Annotated in this window: 14 protein-coding genes; 6 read left to right on the forward strand and 8 right to left on the reverse strand. The window is 65.0% G+C overall.

Annotated features, from left to right (window positions below; translation table 11 throughout):
* The first annotated feature begins 71 nt into the window (after positions 1-71).
* On the forward strand, positions 72-1037 hold the full coding sequence (locus tag RBJ75_RS01365; protein ID WP_276156850.1) for an NAD(P)H-dependent flavin oxidoreductase: 966 nt from the start codon (positions 72-74) through the stop codon (positions 1035-1037).
* 307 nt (positions 1038-1344) lie between these two features.
* Here RBJ75_RS01365 and RBJ75_RS01370 read toward each other — a convergent pair whose 3' ends face one another.
* On the reverse strand, positions 1345-2370 hold the full coding sequence (locus RBJ75_RS01370; RefSeq protein WP_044418362.1) for an IS110 family transposase: 1026 nt from the start codon (positions 2368-2370) through the stop codon (positions 1345-1347).
* Between the two features lie 336 nt (positions 2371-2706).
* Between RBJ75_RS01370 and RBJ75_RS01375 the strand changes: the two genes are divergently transcribed.
* Complete coding sequence (locus RBJ75_RS01375; protein WP_044404503.1) at positions 2707-3759, forward strand: alcohol dehydrogenase; 1053 nt, start codon at positions 2707-2709, stop codon at positions 3757-3759.
* Between the two features lie 913 nt (positions 3760-4672).
* Here the strand turns inward: RBJ75_RS01375 and mobA are convergent.
* Positions 4673-5293 (reverse strand): molybdenum cofactor guanylyltransferase MobA, encoded by a 621-nt coding sequence (gene mobA / locus RBJ75_RS01380; RefSeq protein WP_044404500.1) that lies wholly within the window; start codon positions 5291-5293, stop codon positions 4673-4675.
* A gap of 128 nt (positions 5294-5421) precedes the next feature.
* Here mobA and RBJ75_RS01385 point away from each other — a divergent pair, with 128 nt between their 5' ends.
* The 3 genes from RBJ75_RS01385 to ligD all read left to right on the forward strand — a co-directional run bounded on the left by RBJ75_RS01385 (position 5422) and on the right by ligD (position 9153).
* Positions 5422-5661, forward strand: coding sequence for a sulfurtransferase TusA family protein (locus RBJ75_RS01385; protein ID WP_044404497.1), 240 nt, complete (start codon positions 5422-5424; stop codon positions 5659-5661).
* A 215-nt stretch (positions 5662-5876) separates the two neighbouring features.
* On the forward strand, positions 5877-6242 hold the full coding sequence (locus tag RBJ75_RS01390; RefSeq protein ID WP_044404494.1) for a DUF6496 domain-containing protein: 366 nt from the start codon (positions 5877-5879) through the stop codon (positions 6240-6242).
* 127 nt (positions 6243-6369) lie between these two features.
* The gene (ligD, locus tag RBJ75_RS01395) at positions 6370-9153 is read left to right on the forward strand and encodes a DNA ligase D (protein WP_044404506.1); all 2784 of its coding nucleotides are present in this window, start codon (positions 6370-6372) and stop codon (positions 9151-9153) included.
* 7 nt (positions 9154-9160) lie between these two features.
* On the opposite strand, the gene RBJ75_RS01400 is transcribed toward ligD, so the two are convergent.
* Positions 9161-9325 carry a DUF3309 family protein gene (locus RBJ75_RS01400; RefSeq protein ID WP_080900810.1) on the reverse strand — a complete coding sequence of 55 codons (165 nt, stop codon included), beginning with the start codon at positions 9323-9325 and terminating at the stop codon, positions 9161-9163.
* A gap of 179 nt (positions 9326-9504) precedes the next feature.
* Between RBJ75_RS01400 and RBJ75_RS01405 the strand changes: the two genes are divergently transcribed.
* Positions 9505-9816, forward strand: coding sequence for a polyhydroxyalkanoic acid system family protein (locus RBJ75_RS01405; protein WP_044404491.1), 312 nt, complete (start codon positions 9505-9507; stop codon positions 9814-9816).
* Between the two features lie 650 nt (positions 9817-10466).
* On the opposite strand, the gene treY is transcribed toward RBJ75_RS01405, so the two are convergent.
* Genes treY through treS form a run of 5 tightly spaced genes read right to left on the reverse strand, consistent with a single transcriptional unit; the run spans position 10467 to position 22552 of the window.
* On the reverse strand, positions 10467-13268 hold the full coding sequence (treY, locus tag RBJ75_RS01410; RefSeq protein WP_276156319.1) for a malto-oligosyltrehalose synthase: 2802 nt from the start codon (positions 13266-13268) through the stop codon (positions 10467-10469).
* A complete protein-coding gene (gene treZ, locus RBJ75_RS01415; RefSeq protein WP_276156318.1) occupies positions 13268-15028 on the reverse strand; it encodes a malto-oligosyltrehalose trehalohydrolase in 1761 nt (586 codons plus the stop codon). The genes treY and treZ overlap by 1 nt, the downstream gene beginning before the upstream one ends.
* Positions 15025-17103, reverse strand: a complete 2079-nt coding sequence (glgX, locus tag RBJ75_RS01420) for a glycogen debranching protein GlgX (RefSeq protein WP_044407518.1) — start codon at positions 17101-17103, stop codon at positions 15025-15027. The genes treZ and glgX overlap by 4 nt, the downstream gene beginning before the upstream one ends.
* 2 nt (positions 17104-17105) lie before the next feature.
* On the reverse strand, positions 17106-19256 hold the full coding sequence (gene glgB, locus RBJ75_RS01425; protein ID WP_044407516.1) for a 1,4-alpha-glucan branching protein GlgB: 2151 nt from the start codon (positions 19254-19256) through the stop codon (positions 17106-17108).
* A complete protein-coding gene (gene treS / locus RBJ75_RS01430; protein ID WP_044407513.1) occupies positions 19253-22552 on the reverse strand; it encodes a maltose alpha-D-glucosyltransferase in 3300 nt (1099 codons plus the stop codon). Before treS ends, glgB begins: the two co-directional genes overlap by 4 nt.
* Positions 22553-22562: the final 10 nt, after the last annotated feature.

Genomic DNA, 22562 nt, shown 5'->3' on the forward strand with positions numbered 1-22562 from the left:
GACCTTGGTCGTGCCAATGTTGCGCGCGACACTAGCACGCCGCGACGACGGCGAAACCGCAAACGGGAGGAATGCAGTTGGGTTCAGATCGTCTCGCGCGGTTTCGCGATCGCCTCAATCTGCCGCTGATCGCGGCGCCGATGTTCCTGGTGTCGGGCGTCGAGCTGATGGTGGCGGCGTGCACGAACGGGGTGATCGGCTCGTTCCCGACGGCGAATTGCCGTACGGCGGAACAACTCGACCTCTGGCTCGGCGAAATCGGCGCGCGCTTGCAGCGCCATCAGGACGAGCTGGGCAAGCCGGCGGCGCCGCTGTGCCCGAACCTGATCGTGCATCATTCCAATGCACGGCTGAAGGACGACCTCGCGGTGCTGCTGCGGCATCGCCCCGAACTCGTCATCACCAGCGTCGGCTCGCCGGCATCGGTGCTGCCGCAGCTGCATGACATTGGCGCGATGGTGCTGGCCGATGTCGCCAGCATCCGCCATGCCGAGCGCGCCGCGGCCGCCGGGGCCGACGGGCTGGTGCTGCTGAGCGCCGGCGCCGGCGGGCAGACCGGCTGGCTCAATCCCTTCGCCTTCGTGCGTGCGGTGCGGCAATTCTTCGACGGGCCGCTGGTGCTGGCCGGCGGCATCAGCGACGGCCAGGCGCTGCGCGCGGCGCTGACGCTGGGCTGCGATCTCGCCTATATGGGCACCAAATTCATCGCCACCGCAGAGAGCCTGGCCGATCCGCGCTACAAGGCGATGCTGGTGGAAAGCTCGGCCGACGACGTGCTGCTGACCCGGGCCTTCACCGGGCTGCAGACCAACATGCTGCGGCCCTCGATCGTCGCCGCCGGGCTCGACCCGGAGGCGCTGCCGGAGCGCGGCGCCATCGACATCGCCAAGGACATCGACGTCGGCGCCCGCGACAAGCGGCCGGTGCGCTGGAAGGACATCTGGAGCGCCGGGCATGCGACCTCGGGCGTGAGCGACGTGCCGAGCGTGGCCGAACTGGTGGCGCGGACGCGTGCGCAGTTCGACGCAGCGGCCTAACAGAGTGTCTTGTTCGCCGGCCTCATCACACTCCCGGTCATATGTGGACGGCCCCGATTGGCAAGCGCTTTTTTGACGTGTTGAACGATTTGGTCAGCAGCGGTCATATGTCCGGCCTTTTGGTACGGAGCTATGTCCGCTGGCCCTGATGAGTTCCGATTGCCCTGGTCCCGATCATTCCGGCGAGCTTGATGCTCGTGACTGGGGGCGGGGTGTCCCTGGCTTTCGGTGGTGACCGTGTCGTTCATCACGTCTGTTGCACTTGCCAAACTCGAAACGGGTTGCGGCGGTCGCGCTCTGCCTTGGCTCAGGCCCGGCTATAGGCCTCGGGGCGGAAGCTCTCGCCGCTGGTCATCAGCGCCCAGCAGATCCTGGCGAGCTTGTTGGCCAGCGCCACCGCCACCAGCCGCTCGGGCTTTCTGGTCCGCATCGCGTTGATCCAATCGGCCAGCGCGCCTGTGCGCCGCCCGGCGACGCGCAGCACCGACCTTGCTCCCACCACCAGCATCTTGCGGATGTAGCGGTTGCCCTGCTTGGTGATGGCACCAAGCTTGGCCTTGCCGCCGCTGGAATTTTGTCTGGGCGTTAGTCCCAGCCAGGCGGCGAAGTCGCGACCCGATTTGAACACGGCCGGATCGGGAACGCTGGCGGCGACGGCCGAGGCGATCAGCGGCCCGACGCCTGGAATCTGATCGAGCAGCTGACTGGTCGGATTGTGTCGATGCGCTTCGGCGATCTCGTGCTCCACCGTCGCGATCGCCTGGTCGAGACCTTGCAGATGCGAAGCCAAGCAATCGACGGTGGTTTTGGCGAGCTGCGGCAAATCGGCGTCCGCCTGCGCCAGCGCGATCAGTTCATCGACCCGGCCGATGCCCTTGGCGGCGACAACGCCAAACTCGGCGAGATGGCCGCGCAGCGCATTGACGCTCATGGTGCGCTGCTTGACCAGCAGTTCGCGGGACTTGTGCAGAATCAGCACCGCTTGTTGCTCAGCGCTCTTGATCGGCACGAACCGCATCACCGGCCGTGACATCGCCTCGCAGATCGCCGCCGCGTCGACCTCGTCGTTCTTGCCGCGCTTGACGTAGGGCTTGATGTAAGCCGGCGGGATCAACACCACCTGGTGCCCCATCGCGACCAGCTCGCGCGCCCAGTAATGCGCCGAGCCGCAAGCCTCCATCCCGACCCGGCAGGGCTCGATCCGCGCATAGAACTCACGCAGCTTCGATCGCGTCAGCTTGCGCGAGATCGCCCTGCCATCCTCGCTCTCGAGCCCGTGAAACTGAAAATAGCTCTTGCCCAGATCGAGTGCGGTTCTGATAAACTTGGTCATGGACGGCCTCCCTTTCTGTGGCGCTCCGGCGACCACGTCTTGGCACTTGATGCCGTTTAGGTGGGGCCGTCCACACCATCATTCCGGGGCGCGAGCCCATCAGGGCGAGCGAACCCGGAATCTCGCGGCGACCGCTTGCGCCTTGGCGAGATTCCGGGTTCGCGTGCGGCTTGCGCCGCCCGCGCCCCGGAATGACCAGCCTCGGCAGCGCGCGCCCCGGAATGACGCATCCTCGGGCTTCGGGCCAACCGAGCATTGGACGATGCGCTGGCTGTCGACTCCCGGCCGTCCGCCGTGGCATATCGGGGGATAACAAAAACAATCGGGAGAAACGCCATGAAGTCTTTTCGGGTCACCGCGTTCCACCAGCCGCTCAGCGAAGTCGACCGGCCGACGCCGGAATTGACCGGCACGCAGGTGCTGATCCGGGTCAAGGCCGCCGGGGTCTGCCATAGCGATCTGCATCTGTGGGAAGGCGGCTATGAGCTCGGCCATGGCCGCAAGCCGCTGTCGCTGGCCGATCGCGGCGTATCGCTGCCGCTGACCATGGGCCACGAGACCGTCGGCGAGATCGTCGCCGCCGGCCCCGACGCCAAGGATGCCAAGATCGGCGATATCGCGCTGGTCTATCCGTGGATCGGCTGCGGCACATGCGCGGTGTGCCAAGCCGGCGACGAGAACATGTGCCTCAAACCGCGTTTCCTCGGCGTCTATTGCGACGGCGGCTATTCGGACGAATTGATCGTGCCGCATCCGCGCTATCTGCTCAGCCTCGACGGGCTCGACCCGGTCACCGCCGCGCCCTATGCGTGTTCGGGTGTCACCACCTACAGCGCGCTGAAGAAGCTCGATTTCTGTCTCGACAGCCCGATCGTGATTTTCGGCGCCGGCGGCCTCGGCCTGATGGCGCTGTCGCTGCTCAAGGCGATGGGTGGCAAGGGCGCCATCATGGTCGACATCGACGCCAAGAAGCGCGAGGCGGCGATCGCGGCCGGCGCGCTCGGCGCCGTCGATGGCGCAGCATCCGATGCGCTGGAGCAGCTCGCCGCCAAAGCCGGCGGCCCGATCCGCGGCGCGCTCGATCTGGTCGGCAACGCCCAGACCGCGCAACTCGGCTTCGACTGCCTGACCAAGGGCGGCAAGCTCGTCATGGTCGGCCTGTTCGGCGGCGGCGCGCCCTGGGCATTACCCCTGATCCCCATCAAGGCGATCACCATCCAGGGCTCCTATGTCGGCAATCTGCGCGAGACCCAGGAGCTGCTCGACCTGGTGCGGTCGAAAAAGATCGCCCCGATCCCGGTGACGCCGCTGCCCTTCGCCAAGGCCAACCAGGCGCTGACCGATCTGCAGGCCGGAAAGCTTGTGGGACGCGCGGTGCTGACGCCGTAGGGCGCGCTGCGCCGCATGGCCGGGCGCGCTGCGCCTCATAGTCGGGCGCGCCGCGCCTCATGGTGAGGAGCGCGCCACTTGGCGCGTGTCTCGAACCATGAGGATCACCACCTCATCCTTCGAGACGCCCGGCTGCGCCCTGCGGGCTTCGCCGGGCTCCTCAGAGCCTGACTAAAAATGCGATCAACAACACGCGGGCCTTCAACGCCGTCATTGCGAGGAGCGAAGCGACGAAGCAATCCAGTCTGCGCTTGCCGCTCTGGATTGCTTCGCTATCGGTCGGCGCTACGCGCCGACCTCGGCTCGCAATGACGAAATCGAACTTGATGCGCTCAACCTGCTCCGGGCTTCTGTTGGAAGCTTTTACAGTTTGAGGGTTGCATCGATTCAACCGAGGTCTAATTGTCGTTTCGTGTTTCGCAACCGGATTAACTTATTTAAAGCAATTGACTATTGTGGCGTGGGCGCTTGCCATCTGGAACTTCACATTCTGGTTTAACTTCAACTTGAGTATGGAGGTCAGCATGATTGCACACGTTGATATGTTTGGTGTAGCAGCGGCGCTGTGGAGCCTGGTTGGCAAGCTACAATCCACGCAGGGATAGCGTGTAATAGATAACTCTGTGGCGCGAAGAGATGCCGCAGTGGGGGTTCGAATCCCTCACTCCACTCAGTTCGAAAGGGCGCGTTCGTTGCCGTGCAGCGCGATGCGCCAGCGGCCTAATCCCTCCCCCTTGGGGGGAGGGTGGATCGCCGCAGGCGAGCCGGTTAGGGGCCGCGAGCACAGCGGCTGTGGCAACCCCCACCCGACCCGGCTTCGCTGCGCTCGCTGGGCCACCCTCCCCACAAGGGGGAGGGAGAAGAGGTGCGGCGACTGCGAGCTTTCAGATGCAACCTCGCGCGACAGTCAGCGTCACCCCCCATCCAACTCCGCCAGCCGCTCCGCCTCGGCCACATCCTCCAGCGTATTGGCGTTGAAGAACGGGTCGAGCGGGGTGGTCGGCCAGTCAACCGTTGCGAGCTTATAGCGCGCGGTGAAGCGGCCGACTTTGCGGATGTCGTCGGCGGTGAGCGCGTGGCGCAGCTCGTCGCGTAACGTGACGTCCCACAGCCCGATCACCGGATGGGATTGGCCGGCGGAGGCGGCGACGGCGAGGCGGGCAGCTTCGGCGATGCGGGCGTGGTCGAGCCGCGCCACCAGGTCGCGCGGCAGGAACGGGCAATCGGCCGGCGCGCTCAGCATCCAACGGGCCTGCGGGCGATTGGCGGCGATCCAGTCGAGCCCGGCCAGAATGCCGGCGAGCGGGCCGGCGAAGCCGGCGATGCTGTCGGCCGCGATCGGCAGGCCGAATGGCGCAAAGCGCGCCGGATCGCCATTGGCGTTGAGCACCACGCCATCGCATTGCGGCGCGACGCGCGCGATCACGCGCTCGAGCAGGCTGCGGCCGGCGATGGTCTGCAGCGGCTTGTCGCCGCCGCCCATGCGGCGGGCGAGGCCGCCGGCGAGAATGACGGCGACGGGACGATCGGGCATCTGGATACTCGCTATGGTTACGCCTGCTGGCCTAGCCGCGTCGGCGCGGCTAGGCAATAAGGCCAAGCCTCCAACAAGGGCCGGCCAAGCCGATTGACGCTGGCGGCCGGCTTCGCCATCGTCGCGCCATGGCCACCACCATGCTCGATCTGACCGGCTTGAAATGCCCGCTGCCGGTGCTGCGCACCCGCAAGGCGCTGAAGACGCTGCGCGGCGGCGACCGGCTCGAAGTGCATTGCACCGATCCCTTGTCGGCGATCGATATTCCGACCCTGGTGCGCGAGACCGGCGACCGCGTCGAGGTCACGCGCGGCGAGGGCGTCATCGTGTTTGTCATCGAGAAGGCCACCGATCGCGCGCCGGACTGAGCCTGTGCGATCGTGGTTCGTCATTGCGAGCCGAGGGCGGCGCGCAGCGCAGTCCGACAGCGACGCAATCCAGGGGCGGCAGGTAGAGCCTGGATTGCGTCGTCGCTACGCTCCTCGCAATGACGACTTTGAACGTCGCGATGCGTGCGTCAGGCATCGCTGCGGGAACCATCACCGTTGACGTCAATTGCTCTTTCTCCAGCAGGGAGGACGATATGGCCCGCAAATATTCCAAGAAGGCCGCCGCCAAGGTCGAGCGCGCGATGAAGAAGCGCAACGCCGGCACGCTGAAGAGCGGCGGCTCCGGCAAGACGGTGAAGAGCAAGAAGCAGGCGATCGCCATCGGCCTGTCGGAAGCCCGCGCCGAAGGCAAGAAGGTGCCGCCGCCGAAGAAGAGCACGAAGACCGGCGCCAAAAAGACCACCAAGAAGACCGCCACCAAGACGTCGAAGAAGACCTCAAAGAAGACTGCCAAAAAAACCGCGACGAAATCAGCCAACAAGACATCGAAGACGGCGGCGAAAAAGGCCACCAAGAAGGCGGCGAAGAAGTCTGGCAAGAAGACCGGCAAGAAAAAATAGGCATCGACCGCAAGGCTGGCTGGCGACCCGGGATTGCCGCTCCGGGATTGTCGCTCCGGGCTTGTCATTCCAGGTTGGGTTGCATGATGATGAGACGGACGCGAGATGCGCGTGGTGAGGAGTGGCCGTGGCGCAGAAGAATCTGAATCTGTATCGCAGCAAACGCGATTTCGAGACCACCGCGGAGCCCTCCGGCGAGGGCGCGGTGACGCCGTCGAAGCGGCGACGCTTCGTGATCCAGAAGCACGACGCCACGCGGCTGCATTACGATCTGCGGCTGGAATTCGACGGCGTGTTCAAATCCTGGGCGGTGACGCGCGGGCCGTCGCTCGATCCGCATGACAAGCGGCTCGCGGTCGAGGTCGAGGATCACCCGCTGGATTACGGCGATTTCGAAGGCACGATTCCGAAGGGCCAATATGGCGGCGGCACGGTGCAGCTGTGGGACCGCGGCTATTGGGATTGCGACGATCCGGCGCGCGGTTTCAAGAAGGGTGATCTCAAATTCACCCTGGAGGGCGAGAAGCTGCATGGCGGCTTCGTGCTGGTGCGGATGCGGCACGACCGCAATGGCGGCAAGCGCACCAATTGGCTGCTGATCAAGCATCGCGACGACGACGCAAGCGACGGCGACGGCGAGGCGATCCTCAAACAGGATCGCTCGGTGGCGTCGGGACGGAGCATGGCGGAGATCGCCGCCGGCAAGGGCCGCGCGCCAAAACCGTTCATGACCGGCAAGGCCGCGCGGGTGAAACCCGACGCGGTGTGGGATTCCAACAAGGGGCTGGCGGCCGAGGAGCGCGCCGCGAACGGCAAGACGGCCAAGCCTGCCAAGACGAAGGCGGCGAAGACCAAGACCGCGAAGGCCGCGAAGACCAAGGCCGCCAAGCCGACCTCGGCCAAGGCGAAGACAAAGCCGAAGTCCGCGGGCAAAGCCGCGGCGGCGATGCCGGGATTCATCGCGCCGCAATTATGCACGCTGGTCGCGCGCCCGCCCGGCGCCGATGGCTGGGGCCATGAGATCAAGTTCGACGGCTATCGGATGCAGCTGCGCGTCGCTTCCGGCAAGGCCACGTTGAAGTCCCGCAAGGGGCTGGACTGGACCGACAAGTTTCAGGCGATCGCGGAGGAGGCCGCGGCGCTGCCCGATGTCATTATCGACACCGAGGTGGTGGCGCTCAACAGCGACGGCCATCCGGATTTTTCCGCGCTGCAGGCGGCGCTGTCGGACGAGACGACGGACAATCTGATCTGCTTTGCCTTCGACCTGCTGTACGCCGATGGCGAGGATTTGCGCGCTCTGCCGCTGTGGCAGCGCAAGCAGCGGCTCGATGAGCTGCTCAAAGCCACGCGCGGCCGGCGCAAGCAGAAGCTGATCCGCTATGTCGATCATTTCGAAAGCGGCGGCGACGCCATCCTGCAATCGGCGTGCAAACTATCGCTGGAAGGCATCGTGTCAAAACGGCTCGACGCGCCATATCGCTCCGGCCGCAGCGACAGCTGGACCAAGGCCAAGTGCCGCGCCGGCCATGAGGTGGTGATCGGCGGCTGGAAAACCACCGCGGGCAAATTCCGCTCGCTGCTGGTCGGCGTGCATCGCGACGATCACCTGGCCTATGTGGGCATCGTCGGCACCGGCTTCGGCCAGGATACGGTGAAACGCATCATGCCGGCGCTGAAAGCCGCCGCCAGCAAGCACAGCCCGTTCGGCGGCGACAATGCGCCGGCCAAGAGCGCCGACACGCATTGGGTGCGGCCGGAGCTGGTGGCCGAGATCGAATTCGCCGGCTTCACCGGCGCCGGCATGGTGCGGCAGGCGTCGTTCAAGGGGCTGCGTGCCGACAAGCCGGCCGAGGAGGTCGAAGCCGAGCAGCCGGCGAAGGTCGCCATCGCCAAGCCGACAGGCGGCGCCAAAGACAGTCGCAAGACCGGCAGCAAGGCGGGCGCCAAGGCCGGTGCCAAGGCCAGCGTCAAGGCCGGTCCCCAGGCCGCCAGCAAATCCGGCCGGGCCGAGGTGATGGGCGTGGCGATCTCCAAGCCCGACAAGGCGCTGTGGCCCGGCGACGATGGCGCACCCGTCACCAAATTCGATCTCGCCGACTATTTCGCCGCGGTCGGCGACTGGATGATGCCGCATATCAAGGGCCGGCCGTGTTCGATTGTGCGCGCGCCGGACGGCATCGACGGCCAGCAATTCTTCCAGCGCCACGCCATGCCGGGCACTTCGAACCTGCTCGAACTGGTCAAGGTCTCGGGCGATCGCAAGCCCTATCTGCAGATTGATCGAATCGAGGGCCTGGCGGCGGTGGCGCAGATCGGCGGTCTCGAGCTGCATCCGTGGAATTGCGCGCCGGGCCGGCCGGAAATTCCGGGCCGGCTGATCTTCGATCTCGATCCGGCGCCGAATGTCGACTTCGCCGCGGTGATCGCGGCGGCGAACGAGATGCGCGAACGGCTGACCGCTGTCGGCCTCGAGAGTTTCTGCAAAACCACCGGCGGCAAGGGGCTGCATGTGGTGACGCCGCTTCGGGCCGGGGCGAAGGACAAGGTCGACTGGAAACAGGCCAAGGCTTTCGCGCAGGCGATGTGCCAGCGGATGGCGAGCGACAGCCCGCAGCTTTATCTGCTCAACATGTCGAAGAAGCAGCGCGAGGGTAAGATCTTTCTCGACTATCTGCGCAATGACCGGATGTCGACCGCGGTCGCGCCATTGTCGCCGCGCGCCCGGCCTGGCGCCACCGTCTCGATGCCGATCACCTGGGCTCAGGTGAAGAATGGACTGGATCCCAAGCGCTATCGCATCGGGACCGTGCCGGGCTTGCTGGCGAAGAGCAAGGCTTGGGCGGATTATGATAAAGCAGAAGCCCCGCTGAAGGCGGCGATGAGCAAGCTCGCCTCCAGCGGGAATTGATCATGGATCAGAGCTTGCCGAGCAGCAGCAAGATCAACAGGATGACGATGATCAGGCCGAGGCCGCCGCCGCCATAATAGCCGGTGCCGTAGAACGGGCCGCCGCCGATGCCGCTGAAGCCGCCGAGCAGGGCGATCACCAGAATGATCAGAATGATTGTACCAAGTGACATAGATCTCTCCTCAACCCGACGGTTCGCGCAAATGCCCCGCCATTCTGAGGTTGAAAACGACCAGCCAGTCCGAAGGTTCCACGGATTGAACCGATGCTGATCGCTTCACCTCTGTTTATTTGTGCGATCCGCCCTACATGCCTTGGATGTCAAGTTCTTGGCGCAGCGAAGGAGGCCGAATGTCAGCACCGCTTGTCGTTTCAATTCCGCATCAGCTCGGCCGCGCCGAGGCGGCCCGTCGACTCCAGACCGGTCTGGCGCGCGCCGCAGCGAGCGTGCCGATCCTGAAGGTCGACGAAGAGCGCTGGGACGGCGACCGCATGATGTTCCGGATTCGCGCGCTGGGTCAGGCTGCGGTCGGTCATCTCGACGTAGCCGAAGACCACGTCAAGGTCGAGGTAACACTGCCCTGGCTGCTGCAGAAATTCGCCGAAGCCGCCCAGCACGCCATCAAGAGCCGCGGTCAGCTGTTACTTGAGAAGAAGCGGTGAGGATTTGATTGAATAACAGGCCCCTAAGGTCGCTCGATTTCGTCATTGCGAGCCGAGGACGGCGCGTCGCGCCGTCCGACAGCGACGCAATCCAGGATCGTCAGGCAGGGGGCGTCAGGCAAGAGGCTGGATTGCTTCGTCGCAAGAGCTCCTCGCAATGACGACGCTGACGATCAGCGGATTCGTTGGCGCGATGCCGATATTGCTTATTCCCTTGTTGGTTGAAAGACATTTGAGCATGCCCCGGACGCAGCGCAACGCGCCGCCGTTGCGGCGTGGTGCGCTGCAGAGCCGGGGCCCCGCTATGGGCGCATAAGCGAAGTCGCCGGTTCGGGAGCAGAAAGCGGGGTCCCGGTTCTGCGGAGCAGCACTGCGTGCTGCACCGCGCCCGGGACACGGTGTCGGAGTTCAAAGTGTGTTACTACGCACTCTGCTGCTACCAGATATGTTGCTACGCACCATTGCTCACCCAGTGTTAGCCCCGGGCCGAAAATTAAGATTCAGTTAACCCTTGTATGGAACCCTTGGTCTTGCGGAGGAGGGAACCGATCCCGAGTCGGCACGACACCGCCCAGACCGTCCGGCAAGTGATCCCGGGCGGTCTTGTCGTTTGCGGCCTTGCGATGCTCTCGTTGCGGCGGCCGTGCGCGTCAGCCGACGGGCGTCCGCCGCGGCCGCGTCGCGCGTGACGGTGCGACGATGCGGGCGCGTCTCACCACCACCGGCAGATTCGCGAACAGCTCGGACAGTGGCAATGTCTCGCCGTCGGCGCCGTCCACCGCATAGCCCTTGATGTTGACCGCGCCGTCGAAGGCGTCGCCATGCGGCCATTGCCGGCCCTGCTGGGTCATCGCCGCGAAGCATTTGCCGACCACCACGATCGCGGCGTCGCGGTCGTGGCGCCGCGCGAAGGCGATGATGTGGTCGCGATGCGGCCCGGTCACTTCGAGCGGCCGGTAATCGCCATCGGTGAAGACCTCGCGCATCTCGCTGCGCAGTTTCAGCAGCTGCCGGGTCCAGGCCAGTTTGACATGACCGTCGGTCCAGTCGGTGGCGAGCTGGCTCCAATCCGGATCGTCAAGACGTTCGAGCACCTCGGCGCGTGCGGTGAAATCGACCGGCCGCCTGTTGTCGGGGTCGACCAGCGAGAAATCCCAGAATTCGGTGCCCTGGTAGAAGTCCGGCACCCCCGGCAGCGTCGCTTTCAGCGTGATCTGGCTCAGCGAGCTCAGCGCGCCGAGCAGCGACACGCGCTGCTGCAATCCGCGCAGCGAGTCCAGAAACGGCGCCGAGGCCGCCGGATCGAGGATGCGGGCGATGAAGGTGCGCACGCCGTCTTCATAGGCGGTGTTGGGATTGAGCCAGCTGGTCTCCTGCTTGCCCTCGCGGCCGGCCTTGATCGCGAAGGCCTGGATCCGCTCGACGAAATCGGGATCGGGTTGCAGCGGCCAGGCGCCGAGCAGGGCCTGATACAACATATATTCGCCGGCGGCCGAGGGCGCGCGCATGTCGCCGTCCACCACCAGATGCGGGGCGTTGAGCACCTTCCATTTGGCGACGAGTCCGGCCCATTCGCCGGGTAGTTCGGACAGAGCCAGCAGCCGCGTGCGTGCGTCCTCGCCGCGCTTGGTGTCGTGGGTCGCGGTGGCGGTCATGCCATGCGGCCATTCCGCCGCGCGCTTGATCATCAATTGATGAAACGCCCCGACCGACAGCGCGTTGGCGGAGGGATCGCCGCCGACTTCGTTGAGCGCCAGCAGCCGGTGATAGCGATAGAACGCGGTGTCCTCCAGCGATTTCGCCATGGTCGGCCCGGTGAATTGCTGGACCTTGAGGGCGAAGCGCCGGACCCGCGGCTTGCCATGGGCGGCGCGGCCGGGCTGGTTCAGATCCATCGTCAGCGCATCTTGCAGAAAGTCGAAAATGCCCTCATCGGCGCCGAACCATTCGGCGCGGGCCTTTTTGATGGTCTGGGCGATCAGCGATCGATCGAGCGCGGTCGGGCCGGCGGCGGTGAGATAGGTGCGGTACACCGGAAAATGCAGCACGTAGAGTTCGAACGCCTGGCGCAGCGTGTCGGCGGAGAAATCGCGGGTCGAATAGTGCCCGCCGGCGATCCGCGCCAGCAGCTTGGTCAGCACGGTGAATTCGCTCAGCAGCAAGGTGTCGAGCACCCGGCGCTTGGCTTCCTTGAGCACCGGATCGAATTGCGGCGAGGTATTGCTGACCTGGCGCCAGACCTCATCGAGCGGCCGCAGACCGTCGCCGTCGACCAGCACCTGGGTGATGACGTTCATCCACTCATAGCCGGTGGTGCCCTGGACGCCGCTGAAGCGGTGCAGCGCCTCGTGCTCGCCGAGGATTTTTTCGATCACCGTATAGAATGGTTGGCCGGCGCCGGCTTGCGGGTTGCTTTGGGCGTCGCGCACCAGCCGGCGCAGCCGCTGGAAATATTGCACCGGGTCGCGCAGCCCGTCGATGTGGTCGAGCCGCAGCCCCTGCAGCTTGCCCTCGGCGATCAGCCGCTTCACCAGCAGATGGATCGCCTCGAAAGTGCCGGCATCCTCGACCCGCAGGCCGGCCAGGGTGTTGATGTCGAAGAAGCGACGGTAGTTGATTTCGCTCGAAGCCAGCCGCCAGTGGCCGAGCTTGTAGTGCTGCCGCTCCAGCAGATTGTGCAGCGTCTGGATCTGCGCGGCGCGGCCATCGCCGGCTCGATAGGCGGCGAGCCCGCGTGCGATGATCTCGGCGCCGCCGTCGATCGCTTTCAATGCTGACTTGAAACTAGGTGCTTCACTGCGGTTGGGATGGCGCAGGCCCTTGTAGCGCGAGGCCAGCTCCAGGATCTGCTGGCCGGCGTGCTGCTCGGCGGCGTCGGCCTGCTTGACGATGGTGCGCAGAATCTCGCTATAGCGTTCAGGCGCAATCGGCAGCCGGTGTTCGAAATACCAGGCCGAGAAGCTTCCCTCATTGGCATCGTAGCGCAGGTCGATCTCGCCGCTTTCCAGCGCGCGTCCATAGGAGCTGCCGATGATCGGCAGCAGGACGCCGCCGCGGGCGCGGTAGGGCAGCATGTCCCAGTCGATATCGAAGGACTCCGCATGCGGCGAGGCCGGGCCCCATTCCAGCACGTCGAGCCACCACGGATTGTCGTCGAAATGCACGCCGACATGGTTGGGGACGAAATCGAGGATCAGACCGATGTCGTTTTGCTTCAGCGCCTCACTCAAGCGTTCGAAGCCGGCCTCGCCGCCGAGTTCGGGATTGAACTTGGTGTGATCGACGATGTCATAGCCGTGGGTCGAGCCTTTGCGGGCCTTCATGAACGGCGAGGCGTAGAAATGCGAAATGCCCAGCGCCTTGAGATAGGGCACGATCGCCGCGGCCTGGTCGAAGCCGAAATCGGCGGTAAGCTGGATGCGGTAGGTCGCTATCGGAATGGCAACAGGCATCAGATCCCTTCGCGGCGCCACTGGACGCCCCATGGCGGAAGCATGGTCTGCAAATCCTCACCCCACAGGATGGTTCCGGTGGGCGTATCGATGGTGACGGAGCGATCCGACAGATTGGCGACGAGCTGCAAGATGGCGCCGTTGCCGAGTCGCCAATCGGCGCGCAGCAGTCCGTTGTCCTGCACCATCGCCTGGCCGAAGCGCGCGGCGGCGAGGTGAGGGACGATGTCGCGGCGGCGGATCGCCAGCAAGCTCGTCACCAGATCGAGGCGGCGGCGACCGTCCTCGCCATTGCGCGCGTCCCAATCCAGCACCGCCGAGCCGAACGCGGCCTCGCTGAGTGGGTCGGGGATGTTGTCGCCATATTTCGCATAGGCGCCGGCGAATTCCTTGCGCCGTCCGTTGCGCACCGCATCGGCGAGGTCGCCGGCGAAATCGCAGAAGAACGGAAACGGCTCGCGCGCGCCCCATTCCTCGCCCATGAACAGCATCGGCACCATCGGCGCCAGCAGGGTGATCGCCAGCGCCGCCTCGATCGCCTCCGGCTTGGCGATGCTTTCCAGACGGTCGCCGAGCGGGCGGTTGCCGATCTGGTCGTGGTTCTGCAGGAAATTGACGAAGGCCGAGGGCGGCAACGCGCCGCTGGGCTCGCCGCGCGGCGCGCCGCCGCGATGCGCGGAGGGCTGGCCCTGATAGGCAAAGCCGGAGCCGAGCACCCGCGTCAGATGGTCGAGCGGCGATGGGGCATAGTCGGAATAATAGCCGGCGTTCTCGCCGGTCAGGAATACGTGCCAGGCGTGGTGATAATCGTCGTTCCACTGCGCGCGGTACTGGCCGTCGGCCGGATTGGTGTCTGGATCGAGCAAGGTGGCGCGGTTGTCGTCATTCTCGAGCACCAGATGGATATAGCGGCCGGTCCGGCGGGCGAGCTCGCCGACCTTGTGGCTGAGCTCATGCAGCATCGGAATGTCGCCGAGATCGGGAATCGCGTGCACCGCGTCGAGCCGCAGCCCGTCGAAACGATAGTTGCCCAACCAATGCAGCGCATTCTCGATGGCGAAGCCGCGCACTTCGGGGACGCGATAGTCGATCGCGTTGCCCCATGGTGTCTGTGCGTCGGTGAAGAAGCCGGGGGCATAGAGGCCGAGATAATTGCCCTCGGGACCGAAATGATTATAGACCACGTCGAGAAACACCATCATGCCGCGCAGATGGGCTTCGTCGATCAGCGCCTTGAGCTCCTCGGGCCGGCCATAGACGCTGTCGGGCGCGTACCACAGCACGCCATCATAGCCCCAGTTACGAGCGCCCGGAAAATCCGCCAGCGGCATCAATTCCAGCGCGGTGAAGCCGGTGGCGACCAGATCGTCGAGCCGGTCGATCATGGCACGGTAGCTACCCTGCGGGGTGAAGGTGCCGACATGGGTTTCGATCAGCACGGTGTCGGCCCACGGCCGGCCGCGCCAGTCCGCCGCGCGCCAGGCATAGGCGTCGTGGTCGATCACCTCGCTGGGGCCGGCGACGTCGTGCGGCTGAAAGCCCGACGCCGGATCGGGGACGTCGGTGGCATCGTCGATGCGAAACCGATAGGAGGCACCGGGTTTGACGCCGGCGATCTCGGCGGAAAACCAGCCGGCCTCGTCGCGCTGTAGCGGGTGCGCGTGGTCGAGCACGACATCGACGCGCTTGGCGTTCGGCGCCCAGAGCCGGAATTCGACGCCGGTCGGCGTCAGGCGTGGTCCGAAGGTCGGTGGGTTCACGCGCCGGCTCCCGAGAATGCAAGGACCGAGCGCGGCGGTGCGATGGATTGGCTGCCGGATGGCAGCGGCGTGGACTGCACGCTTTCGGACGAGGTGTCGAACAATTGATGCCAGATTTGGTATTCGGTCATTTTCGGCAGGCTGAAGGCGATTGCCTCGGGCGCCGAATTGAGCACGATGAAGATCGCGGTGGCGGTCGGCTCGGCGGGGCTGAGCACATAGGCCAGAAACCGGCCATCTGGAAACGCCCAATCGTGCTCGGTCATTTCCTCGGCCGCGGGCGTCAGCCACAACACCCCATAGGTGCCGTCGGCGCGGCGGCCGTCGAGCCAGCGCCGCGAGCGGATCTGCGGAAAGCGCCGGCGCAGCTCGGTCATCAAGCCGACGAATTCGGTCATGTCGTCGCCCTCGCGACCAAGCCCGTCCCACTTCACCCAGCCGACGTCATTGTCCTGGCAATAGGCGTTGTTGTTGCCGTCCTGGGTGTTGCCGACCTCGTCGCCGGCCAGCATCAGCGGCACACCCTGGGCCAGGAACAGGCAGGCCAGCTGGTTCTTGCGCAGCTGGCGGCGCAGGCCGAGAATCTTGGGGTCGTCGGTGGGGCCTTCGACGCCGCAATTATTGCTGAGATTGTCGCTGGAGCCGTCGCGGTTGTCCTCGCCATTGGCCTCGTTGTGCTTCTCATTGTAGCTGAACAGATCGGCCAAAGTGAAACCGTCATGCACGGTGACGTGGTTGATGCTGGCGCGCGGCATCCGTCCGTCGTGATTGAAAATGTCGGAGGAAGCGGTCATGCGTTTTGACACTTCGCCGATCAGGCTGCCTTCGCCGCTCCAATAGCGCCGCATCGCGCTGCGATAGCGGTCGTTCCATTCCGACCATTGCGACGGAAAGCCGCCGACCTGATAGCCGCCCATGCCGAGATCCCACGGCTCGGCGATCATCTTGACGCCGGCCAGCACCGGGTCCTGCCGGATCGCGGTGAAGAACCCGGCATTGCGGTCGTAACCCAGCGGCCCGCGCGCCAGGGTGGTGGCGAGATCGAAACGGAAGCCGTCGACGTGGCAGACCTCGACCCAGTAGCGCAAGGAGTCCATCACCATCTGCAGCACCCGCGGATGGGTGAGATTGAGCGAACTGCCGCAGCCGGTGAAGTCGTCGTAATAGCGCGGATTGTCCGGCATCAGCCAATAATACGAGGCGTTGTCGATGCCGCGGAACGACAGCGTCGGGCCAAGATGATTGCCCTCCGCGGTGTGGTTGTAGACGACGTCGAGGATCACCTCGATGCCGGCGTCGTGCAGCCGGGCCACTGTGGTGCGAAACGAATCCAGCGCATTGTCCTGGGCGTAGCGCTGCTCCGGGGCAAAGAACGACAGCGTGTTGTAGCCCCAATAATTCACCAGCTTCTTTTCGACCAAAGTGCGGTCGTCGATGAAGCCCTGGGCCGGCAGCAATTCGATCGCGGTGACGCCCAGCCGCTTGAGATGGGCGATCATCGCCGGCGCCGCGAGGCCGCCGAAAGTGCCGCGCAGCCCCGGCGGCACGTCCTCGCGCAGCTGCGTCAGCCCTTTGACATGGGCTTCGTAGATGATGGTGTCTTCCCAGGGGATGTTGGGGCGGCTCTCGCGCCGGACGCCGTTCATGGTCTCGTCGACCACCACGGCCTTGGGCATGCCGCGCGCGTTGTCGCGGCGGTCGAACGACAGATCCTCGCGGGCGCTGCCGGTGCGATAGGCGAAATGCGCGTCGCTCCACACCAGCCGGCCGGCCAGCCGCTTGGCATAGGGATCGACCAGCAGCTTATGGGCGTTGAAGCGATGGCCGTGCTCGGGGTCGTAAGGTCCATGCACGCGATAGCCGTAGAGCTGGCCCGGCGCGACGTCGTTGAGATAACCGTGCCAGATGTCTTCGGTCCGCTCCGGCAGCTCGATCCGTTCCAACTCGCGGCGACCCTGGGCGTCGAACAGGCACAGTTCGACCTTGTGCGCATTGGCGGAGAACAGCGCAAAGTTAGTGCCACGTCCGTCCCAGCTGGCGCCGAGACGGGTGGGGGTTCCTGCAGTCAGACGCATACTCAGTCTTCCGGGGTGAGAAAAATAGCGCCCAGCGGCGGGATCGTCAGACTAAGCTCCGGCACCAGGCCGTCAAGCGTCCACACCTCGCTGGCATTGCCGACATTGCTGCCGCCATAATGCGCCGAGTCGGAATTGAGCACTTCGCGCCATTTGCCCGGGAACGGGACGCGGACGCGGTAGTCGCGATAGACGTTGGGGGAGAAATTCGCGATCACCAGGCAGCGCGCGCGGGCCTCGTTGCCCTTGCGAATCCAGGCGAACACGTTGCGGTCGGCATCGTCGGTGACCACCCATTCGAAGCCATAGGGGTCGCAATCCAGCTCGTGCAGCGCCGGCAGCTTGCGATACAATTCGTTGAGGTCGCGGACCAGCGACTGGATGCCGGCATAGTGCGGCTGCTCCAGCAGGTGCCAGTCGAGCGAGCGGTCATGATTCCATTCGCGCTCCTGGCCGAATTCGCAGCCCATGAACATCAGCTTCTTGCCGGGATGGCCGAACATGAAAGCGTAATAGGCCCGCAGATTGGCGAAGCGCTGCCACTCGTCGCCCGGCATCCGGCCGAGCAGCGACTTCTTGCCGTGCACGACTTCGTCATGCGACAGCGGCAGGATGAAGTTTTCCGAGAACGCGTATTGCAGCCCGAACAGCAGGCTGCCGTGGTGGTATTTGCGGTAGATCGGATCCTGGCTGATATAGTTCAGCGTGTCGTGCATCCAGCCCATATTCCACTTGTAGCCGAAGCCGAGCCCGCCGAATTCGACCGGGCGCGACACCTGCGGCCAGGCGGTGGATTCCTCGGCGGCGGTGGTGGCGTTGGGGAATTTGGCGAATACTTCGGTATTGAAGCGGCGCAGGAAGTCGATCGCCTCGATATTTTCGCGGCCGCCGAATTTGTTGGGAATCCAGGCGCCGGCGTCGCGGCTGTAGTCGAGATAGAGCATCGAGGCCACCGCATCGACGCGCAAGCCGTCGACGCCGTAGCGCTCCAGCCAGAACAGCGCGTTCGACACCAGGAAGTTGACCACTTCGGTGCGGCCGTAATTATAGATCAGCGTACCCCAATCCATATGCCGGCCCTGCAGCGGATTGGCGTGCTCATACAGCGCGGTGCCGTCGAACAGGCCGAGCCCGTGCGGATCGTCGGGGAAATGGCCGGGCACCCAGTCGAGCAGCACGCCGAGACCCTCGGCGTGGCAGGCATCGACCAGCGCGCAGAAATCCTCCGGCGTGCCGAAGCGGCTGGTCGGCGCATACATGCCGGTGGGCTGATAGCCCCATGAGCCGTCGAACGGATGCTCGTTGACCGGCAGGAATTCGACATGGGTGAAGCCGAGATCGCGGACATAGCGCGGCAACATCTCGGCCAGCTCGCGGTAGTTGAGCCACTGATTGTCGTCCTTGCGACGCCATGAGCCGAGATGCACCTCGTAGATCGACATCGGCTTGGTCAGCGCGTTGACGCCTTGCGGCGCCGGTCGCGGATGGCTGAGTTTGGTGGCGTCGAGCACGATCGATGCCGTTGAGGGACGCAGCTCGGCGGCGAACGCCATCGGGTCGGATTTCAGCGGCAGCTGCTGGCCCTGCGGGCCGATAATGTCGAATTTGTAGTGGTCGCCCGGCGTGGCGCCGGGAACGAACAATTCCCAATAGCCATTGCCGCGCACCCGCATCGGGTGGCGCCGCGAATCCCAGAAATTGAAGTCGCCGACCACGCTGACGCGCCTTGCATTCGGCGCAAGCACCACGAAGCCGACGCCGGCGACGCCCTCGAGCGTCATCGGATGGGCGCCGAGCTTGTCATAGAGCCGCTGATCGGTGCCTTCACCAAGCAGATAGAGATCGAAATCGCTCAGGATCGGCGGAAACCGATAGGGGTCGTCGAGGTCGACCTGGGCGTCGCCATAGCTGGCGCGCAGCTGATAGCGGGTCGAGCCGTTGGGCAGCGACCCGATGAACAGGCCGGCATCGTGGACACGCTCCAGCGACGCGGTTTCGCCATGTTCGGCGACCGCGTCGACGCTGTTGGCGTTCGGCAGGAAGGCACGCACCACGGTATGGTCGTCCTCCTTGTGGGGGCCGAGAAAATGGAACGGGTCGGCGTGGCGGCCCTCGACGATGGCGTAGGCTTCCTCGGACAATTTCGCGGTCATGTGTTCTCCTCGGGATGCCGAGCTAAGATGTTGAGCATGCCAGCCAGAGGGACGCGCAGCCAATCGGGACGGTGGGCGAGTTCGTATTCGATCTCGTAGATTGCTTTTTCAAGCAGGAAGAAGTCCAGAAGGCGCTCGGCTGCATCGGGCGCGGCAGGCCACAGCGATGTGTTGGTCATGGCGTCGCGATAGGCATCGTGGAACGCGTCGGTGGAGCGGTTGCGCCAGTCTTCGAGCGCCGCCGCCAGTTTGCCTTGCTCGTCCGGCGCCACCTTGAGGGCGCGGTCCAGCGCCGCGGTGGTGGAATAGTCGATCGAGCGGATCAGCCCGGCGACGTCGCGCGCGGCCGGCGATTTCCGCCGACGCTCCACCAGCGAGCGGCGCGGCTCGCCCTCGAAATCGATGATGAAGATGTCGTCCTTGACGATCAGCATCTGGCCGAGGTGGAAATCGCCGTGGTGGCGGATGTTCAACCCGCCGCCATTCTCGTCGAACAGCGCTTCCAGGCGCTCGCGCATCATGCCGCGCTGGGCCAGCAACTGGTCGATCAAGGCGCGATCCTGCTCCTTGACCGTGTCGCGCTTGCGCATCAGCTCGTCGCAGACGCGCTCGGCGTCGGCGGCGACGCCATCGACCCAGGACCGCGCCTCGTCGGCGGTGATCGGCTCGGGGGCGAAGTCGGCGATGTCGTCGTGGCTGGCAAGCGCGACATGCATTTCGGCGACGCGCCGGCCGGTCTGCGCCATGTAGCGCAGATAGGGCGGCAGTTCCTCGCTATCGGCGGGCTGTTCAGCGCCGGCCAACAGCCGCTGTTCGTCGACGAAGCGGTCGAGATAGGCCGAGGTCACGGTCCAGCCGTCGCCCTGATTGCCGACAAAGGCATGCACCACCGCCACCGCGCTGATGGCGTCGCCCTCGACCAGTTCGATGCTGCCGAGCAGCGCCGGGGTGTTGGCGAAGCCGGCGATTTCGGTCAGGAAGCGGCCCATTTCGATTTCCGGGCTGATCCCGGTCTCGAGCCGGCGATACAGTTTGACGACGTAGCTCTCGTCCACCAGCGCGGTGCTGTTGGATTGCTCGGTCTCCACCGCGCGGATATTCTGGAACGGATGGTCTTCGCGCGCCAGCAGCGGCGCGGTGGGCCGAAATTCCAGCCGGTTGCCGTCTTCCTCGACGGTGAGCGAGGCGCGCAGGTTCTTCAGCAGCAATTCGATGAATGCGGGATCGGAGGCGACGTCGAGCAGGGTGCCCTCGCGCGAGGCCTGGCGCACGGCGGCGAAGGCGCGCGGGTTGTAACGTTCGCGGTCGAAGCGAATCCAGTCGATCCGCATCGGCAGCACATAGCGCGCGGTGGTGCCGCGCTGGGTCACCTCGAAGAACGCCAGCCACGGGCGGATGTCGCCGTCATTGCAGAACGGAATCGCCGAGGTCACCACCGGGTGGATGGCGCGCGCCGAGCGTTCGGGAAACCATCGGGTCCGCGACAGATAGGCCGGCAGCACGTCGCGTTCGAACACCGTGCGGGTGCGGGCGAGCGTATTCCAGGTGGCGCCGAGCGGCACCACCAGGGTTTCGAACTCCGGCACCGCGCGCACCGTGGCGGCCTTCGACGGCTCCGGCTCGCACAGCCTGAACCAGTAGAAACCATACGGCGCCAAAGTGATCATATAGGGCAGTTCGCCGATCGGCGGAAACTTGGTGCGGCCCAGCATCTCCTGGGGAACGCGGCCGTTGAACGCCGACAGATCGAGCTCGGTCGGTTGCGCCGAGCGCGACAGATTGGCGACGCAGAGGATCACCTCGCCGTCGAACTGCCGGACATAGACCAGCACCGAGCGATTCTGCGGGCGGATGAAGGTCATGGTGCCGCGGCCGAAGGCCAGAGTCGATTTGCGTACCGCCATCAGCCGCTTGGTGACGCTCAGCAAGGACGATAGGCTGCGCGACTGCGCCTCGACATTGACCGATTCATAGCCGTAGACCGGGTCCATGATGGTCGGCGCGTAAAGCCGCGCCGGGTCGGCGCGGGAGAAGCCGCCATTGCGGTCCGGCGTCCACTGCATCGGGGTGCGCACGCCGTTACGGTCGCCGAGATAGATGTTGTCGCCCATGCCGATCTCGTCGCCGTAATAGATGATCGGCGTGCCCGGAAACGACAGCAGCAGCGAATTCATCAGCTCGATCTTGCGCCGGTCGTTTTCCATCAACGGCGCCAGCCGGCGGCGGATGCCGACATTGATGCGCGCGCGCGGATCGTTGGCATAGGTCGACCACAGATAATCGCGCTCGACGTCGGTGACCATCTCCAGCGTCAATTCGTCGTGGTTGCGCAGGAACATGGCCCATTGGCAGTCGGCCGGAATATCCGGCGTCTGGCGCAGGATGTCGGTGATCGGGAAGCGGTCTTCCTGGGCGATCGCCATATAGATCCGCGGCATCAGCGGGAAGTGATACGCCATGTGGCATTCGTCGCTGTCGCCGAAATATTGCTGCACGTCCTCCGGCCACTGATTGGCCTCGGCGAGCAGCAGCTTACCGGGCGCATAGGCGTCGAGCTCGGCGCGCAGATGCTTGATGATGGCGTGGGTCTCGGGCAGGTTTTCGTTGTTGGTGCCGTCGCGCTCCACCAGATAGGGAATGGCGTCGAGACGGAAGCCGTCGACGCCGGCATCGAGCCAGCGCTTCATCACCTGCACCACCGCCGAGACGACGCGCGGATTGTCGAAGTTCAGATCTGGCTGATGCGAGAAGAAGCGGTGCCAGTAATAGGCATTGGCGACCGGATCCCAGGTCCAGTTCGACTTTTCGGTGTCGGTGAAGATGATCCTTGTGCCGTCATATTTTTCGTCGGAATCGCTCCACACATACCAGTCGCGGGCGCTGGAGCCCGGGGGGCTGCGCCGCGCGCGCTTGAACCAGTCGTGCTGATCCGAGGTGTGGTTGATGACCAGCTCGGTGATCACCCGCAGGCCGCGCCGCTTGGCCTCGCTGATGAAGCGGCGGAAATCCTTCATGGTGCCGAAATCGGGATGGATCGCGCCGTAATCGGCGATGTCATAGCCGTCGTCGCGGCCGGGCGACGGATAGAATGGCATCAGCCAGATCGCGGTGACGCCCAGCTCCTGCAGATAGTCCAGCTTGCCGGTCAGGCCGGCGAAATCGCCGATGCCGTCATTGTTGCTGTCGGCGAAGGCCTTGACATGCAACTGATAGATGATGGCGTCCTTGTACCACAGGGCGTCGGTAGCGGTACCGTCCTGGGTTTCGGTCGGTTCGATCGATGGCATGATATTCATGGTGAGGTCT

The sequence above is a fragment of the Rhodopseudomonas sp. BAL398 genome, from assembly GCF_033001325.1.
Taxonomy (GTDB): Bacteria; Pseudomonadota; Alphaproteobacteria; order Rhizobiales; family Xanthobacteraceae; genus JARJEH01.

Bases quoted from the DNA above. Each gene is read 5' to 3' on its own strand.
- RBJ75_RS01370 (WP_044418362.1), bottom strand. From the start codon at position 2,370: ATGACCAAGTTTATCAGAACCGCACTCGATCTGGGCAAGAGCTATTTT.
- RBJ75_RS01375 (WP_044404503.1), top strand. From the start codon at position 2,707: ATGAAGTCTTTTCGGGTCACCGCGTTCCACCAGCCGCTCAGCGAAGTC.
- treY (WP_276156319.1), bottom strand. From the start codon at position 13,268: ATGCCTGTTGCCATTCCGATAGCGACCTACCGCATCCAGCTTACCGCC.
- RBJ75_RS01365 (WP_276156850.1), top strand. From the start codon at position 72: ATGCAGTTGGGTTCAGATCGTCTCGCGCGGTTTCGCGATCGCCTCAAT.
- glgB (WP_044407516.1), bottom strand. From the start codon at position 19,256: ATGACCGCGAAATTGTCCGAGGAAGCCTACGCCATCGTCGAGGGCCGC.
- treS (WP_044407513.1), bottom strand. From the start codon at position 22,552: ATGAATATCATGCCATCGATCGAACCGACCGAAACCCAGGACGGTACC.
- RBJ75_RS01400 (WP_080900810.1), bottom strand. From the start codon at position 9,325: ATGTCACTTGGTACAATCATTCTGATCATTCTGGTGATCGCCCTGCTC.
- RBJ75_RS01405 (WP_044404491.1), top strand. From the start codon at position 9,505: ATGTCAGCACCGCTTGTCGTTTCAATTCCGCATCAGCTCGGCCGCGCC.
- RBJ75_RS01390 (WP_044404494.1), top strand. From the start codon at position 5,877: ATGGCCCGCAAATATTCCAAGAAGGCCGCCGCCAAGGTCGAGCGCGCG.
- glgX (WP_044407518.1), bottom strand. From the start codon at position 17,103: ATGCGTCTGACTGCAGGAACCCCCACCCGTCTCGGCGCCAGCTGGGAC.
- RBJ75_RS01385 (WP_044404497.1), top strand. From the start codon at position 5,422: ATGGCCACCACCATGCTCGATCTGACCGGCTTGAAATGCCCGCTGCCG.
- mobA (WP_044404500.1), bottom strand. From the start codon at position 5,293: ATGCCCGATCGTCCCGTCGCCGTCATTCTCGCCGGCGGCCTCGCCCGC.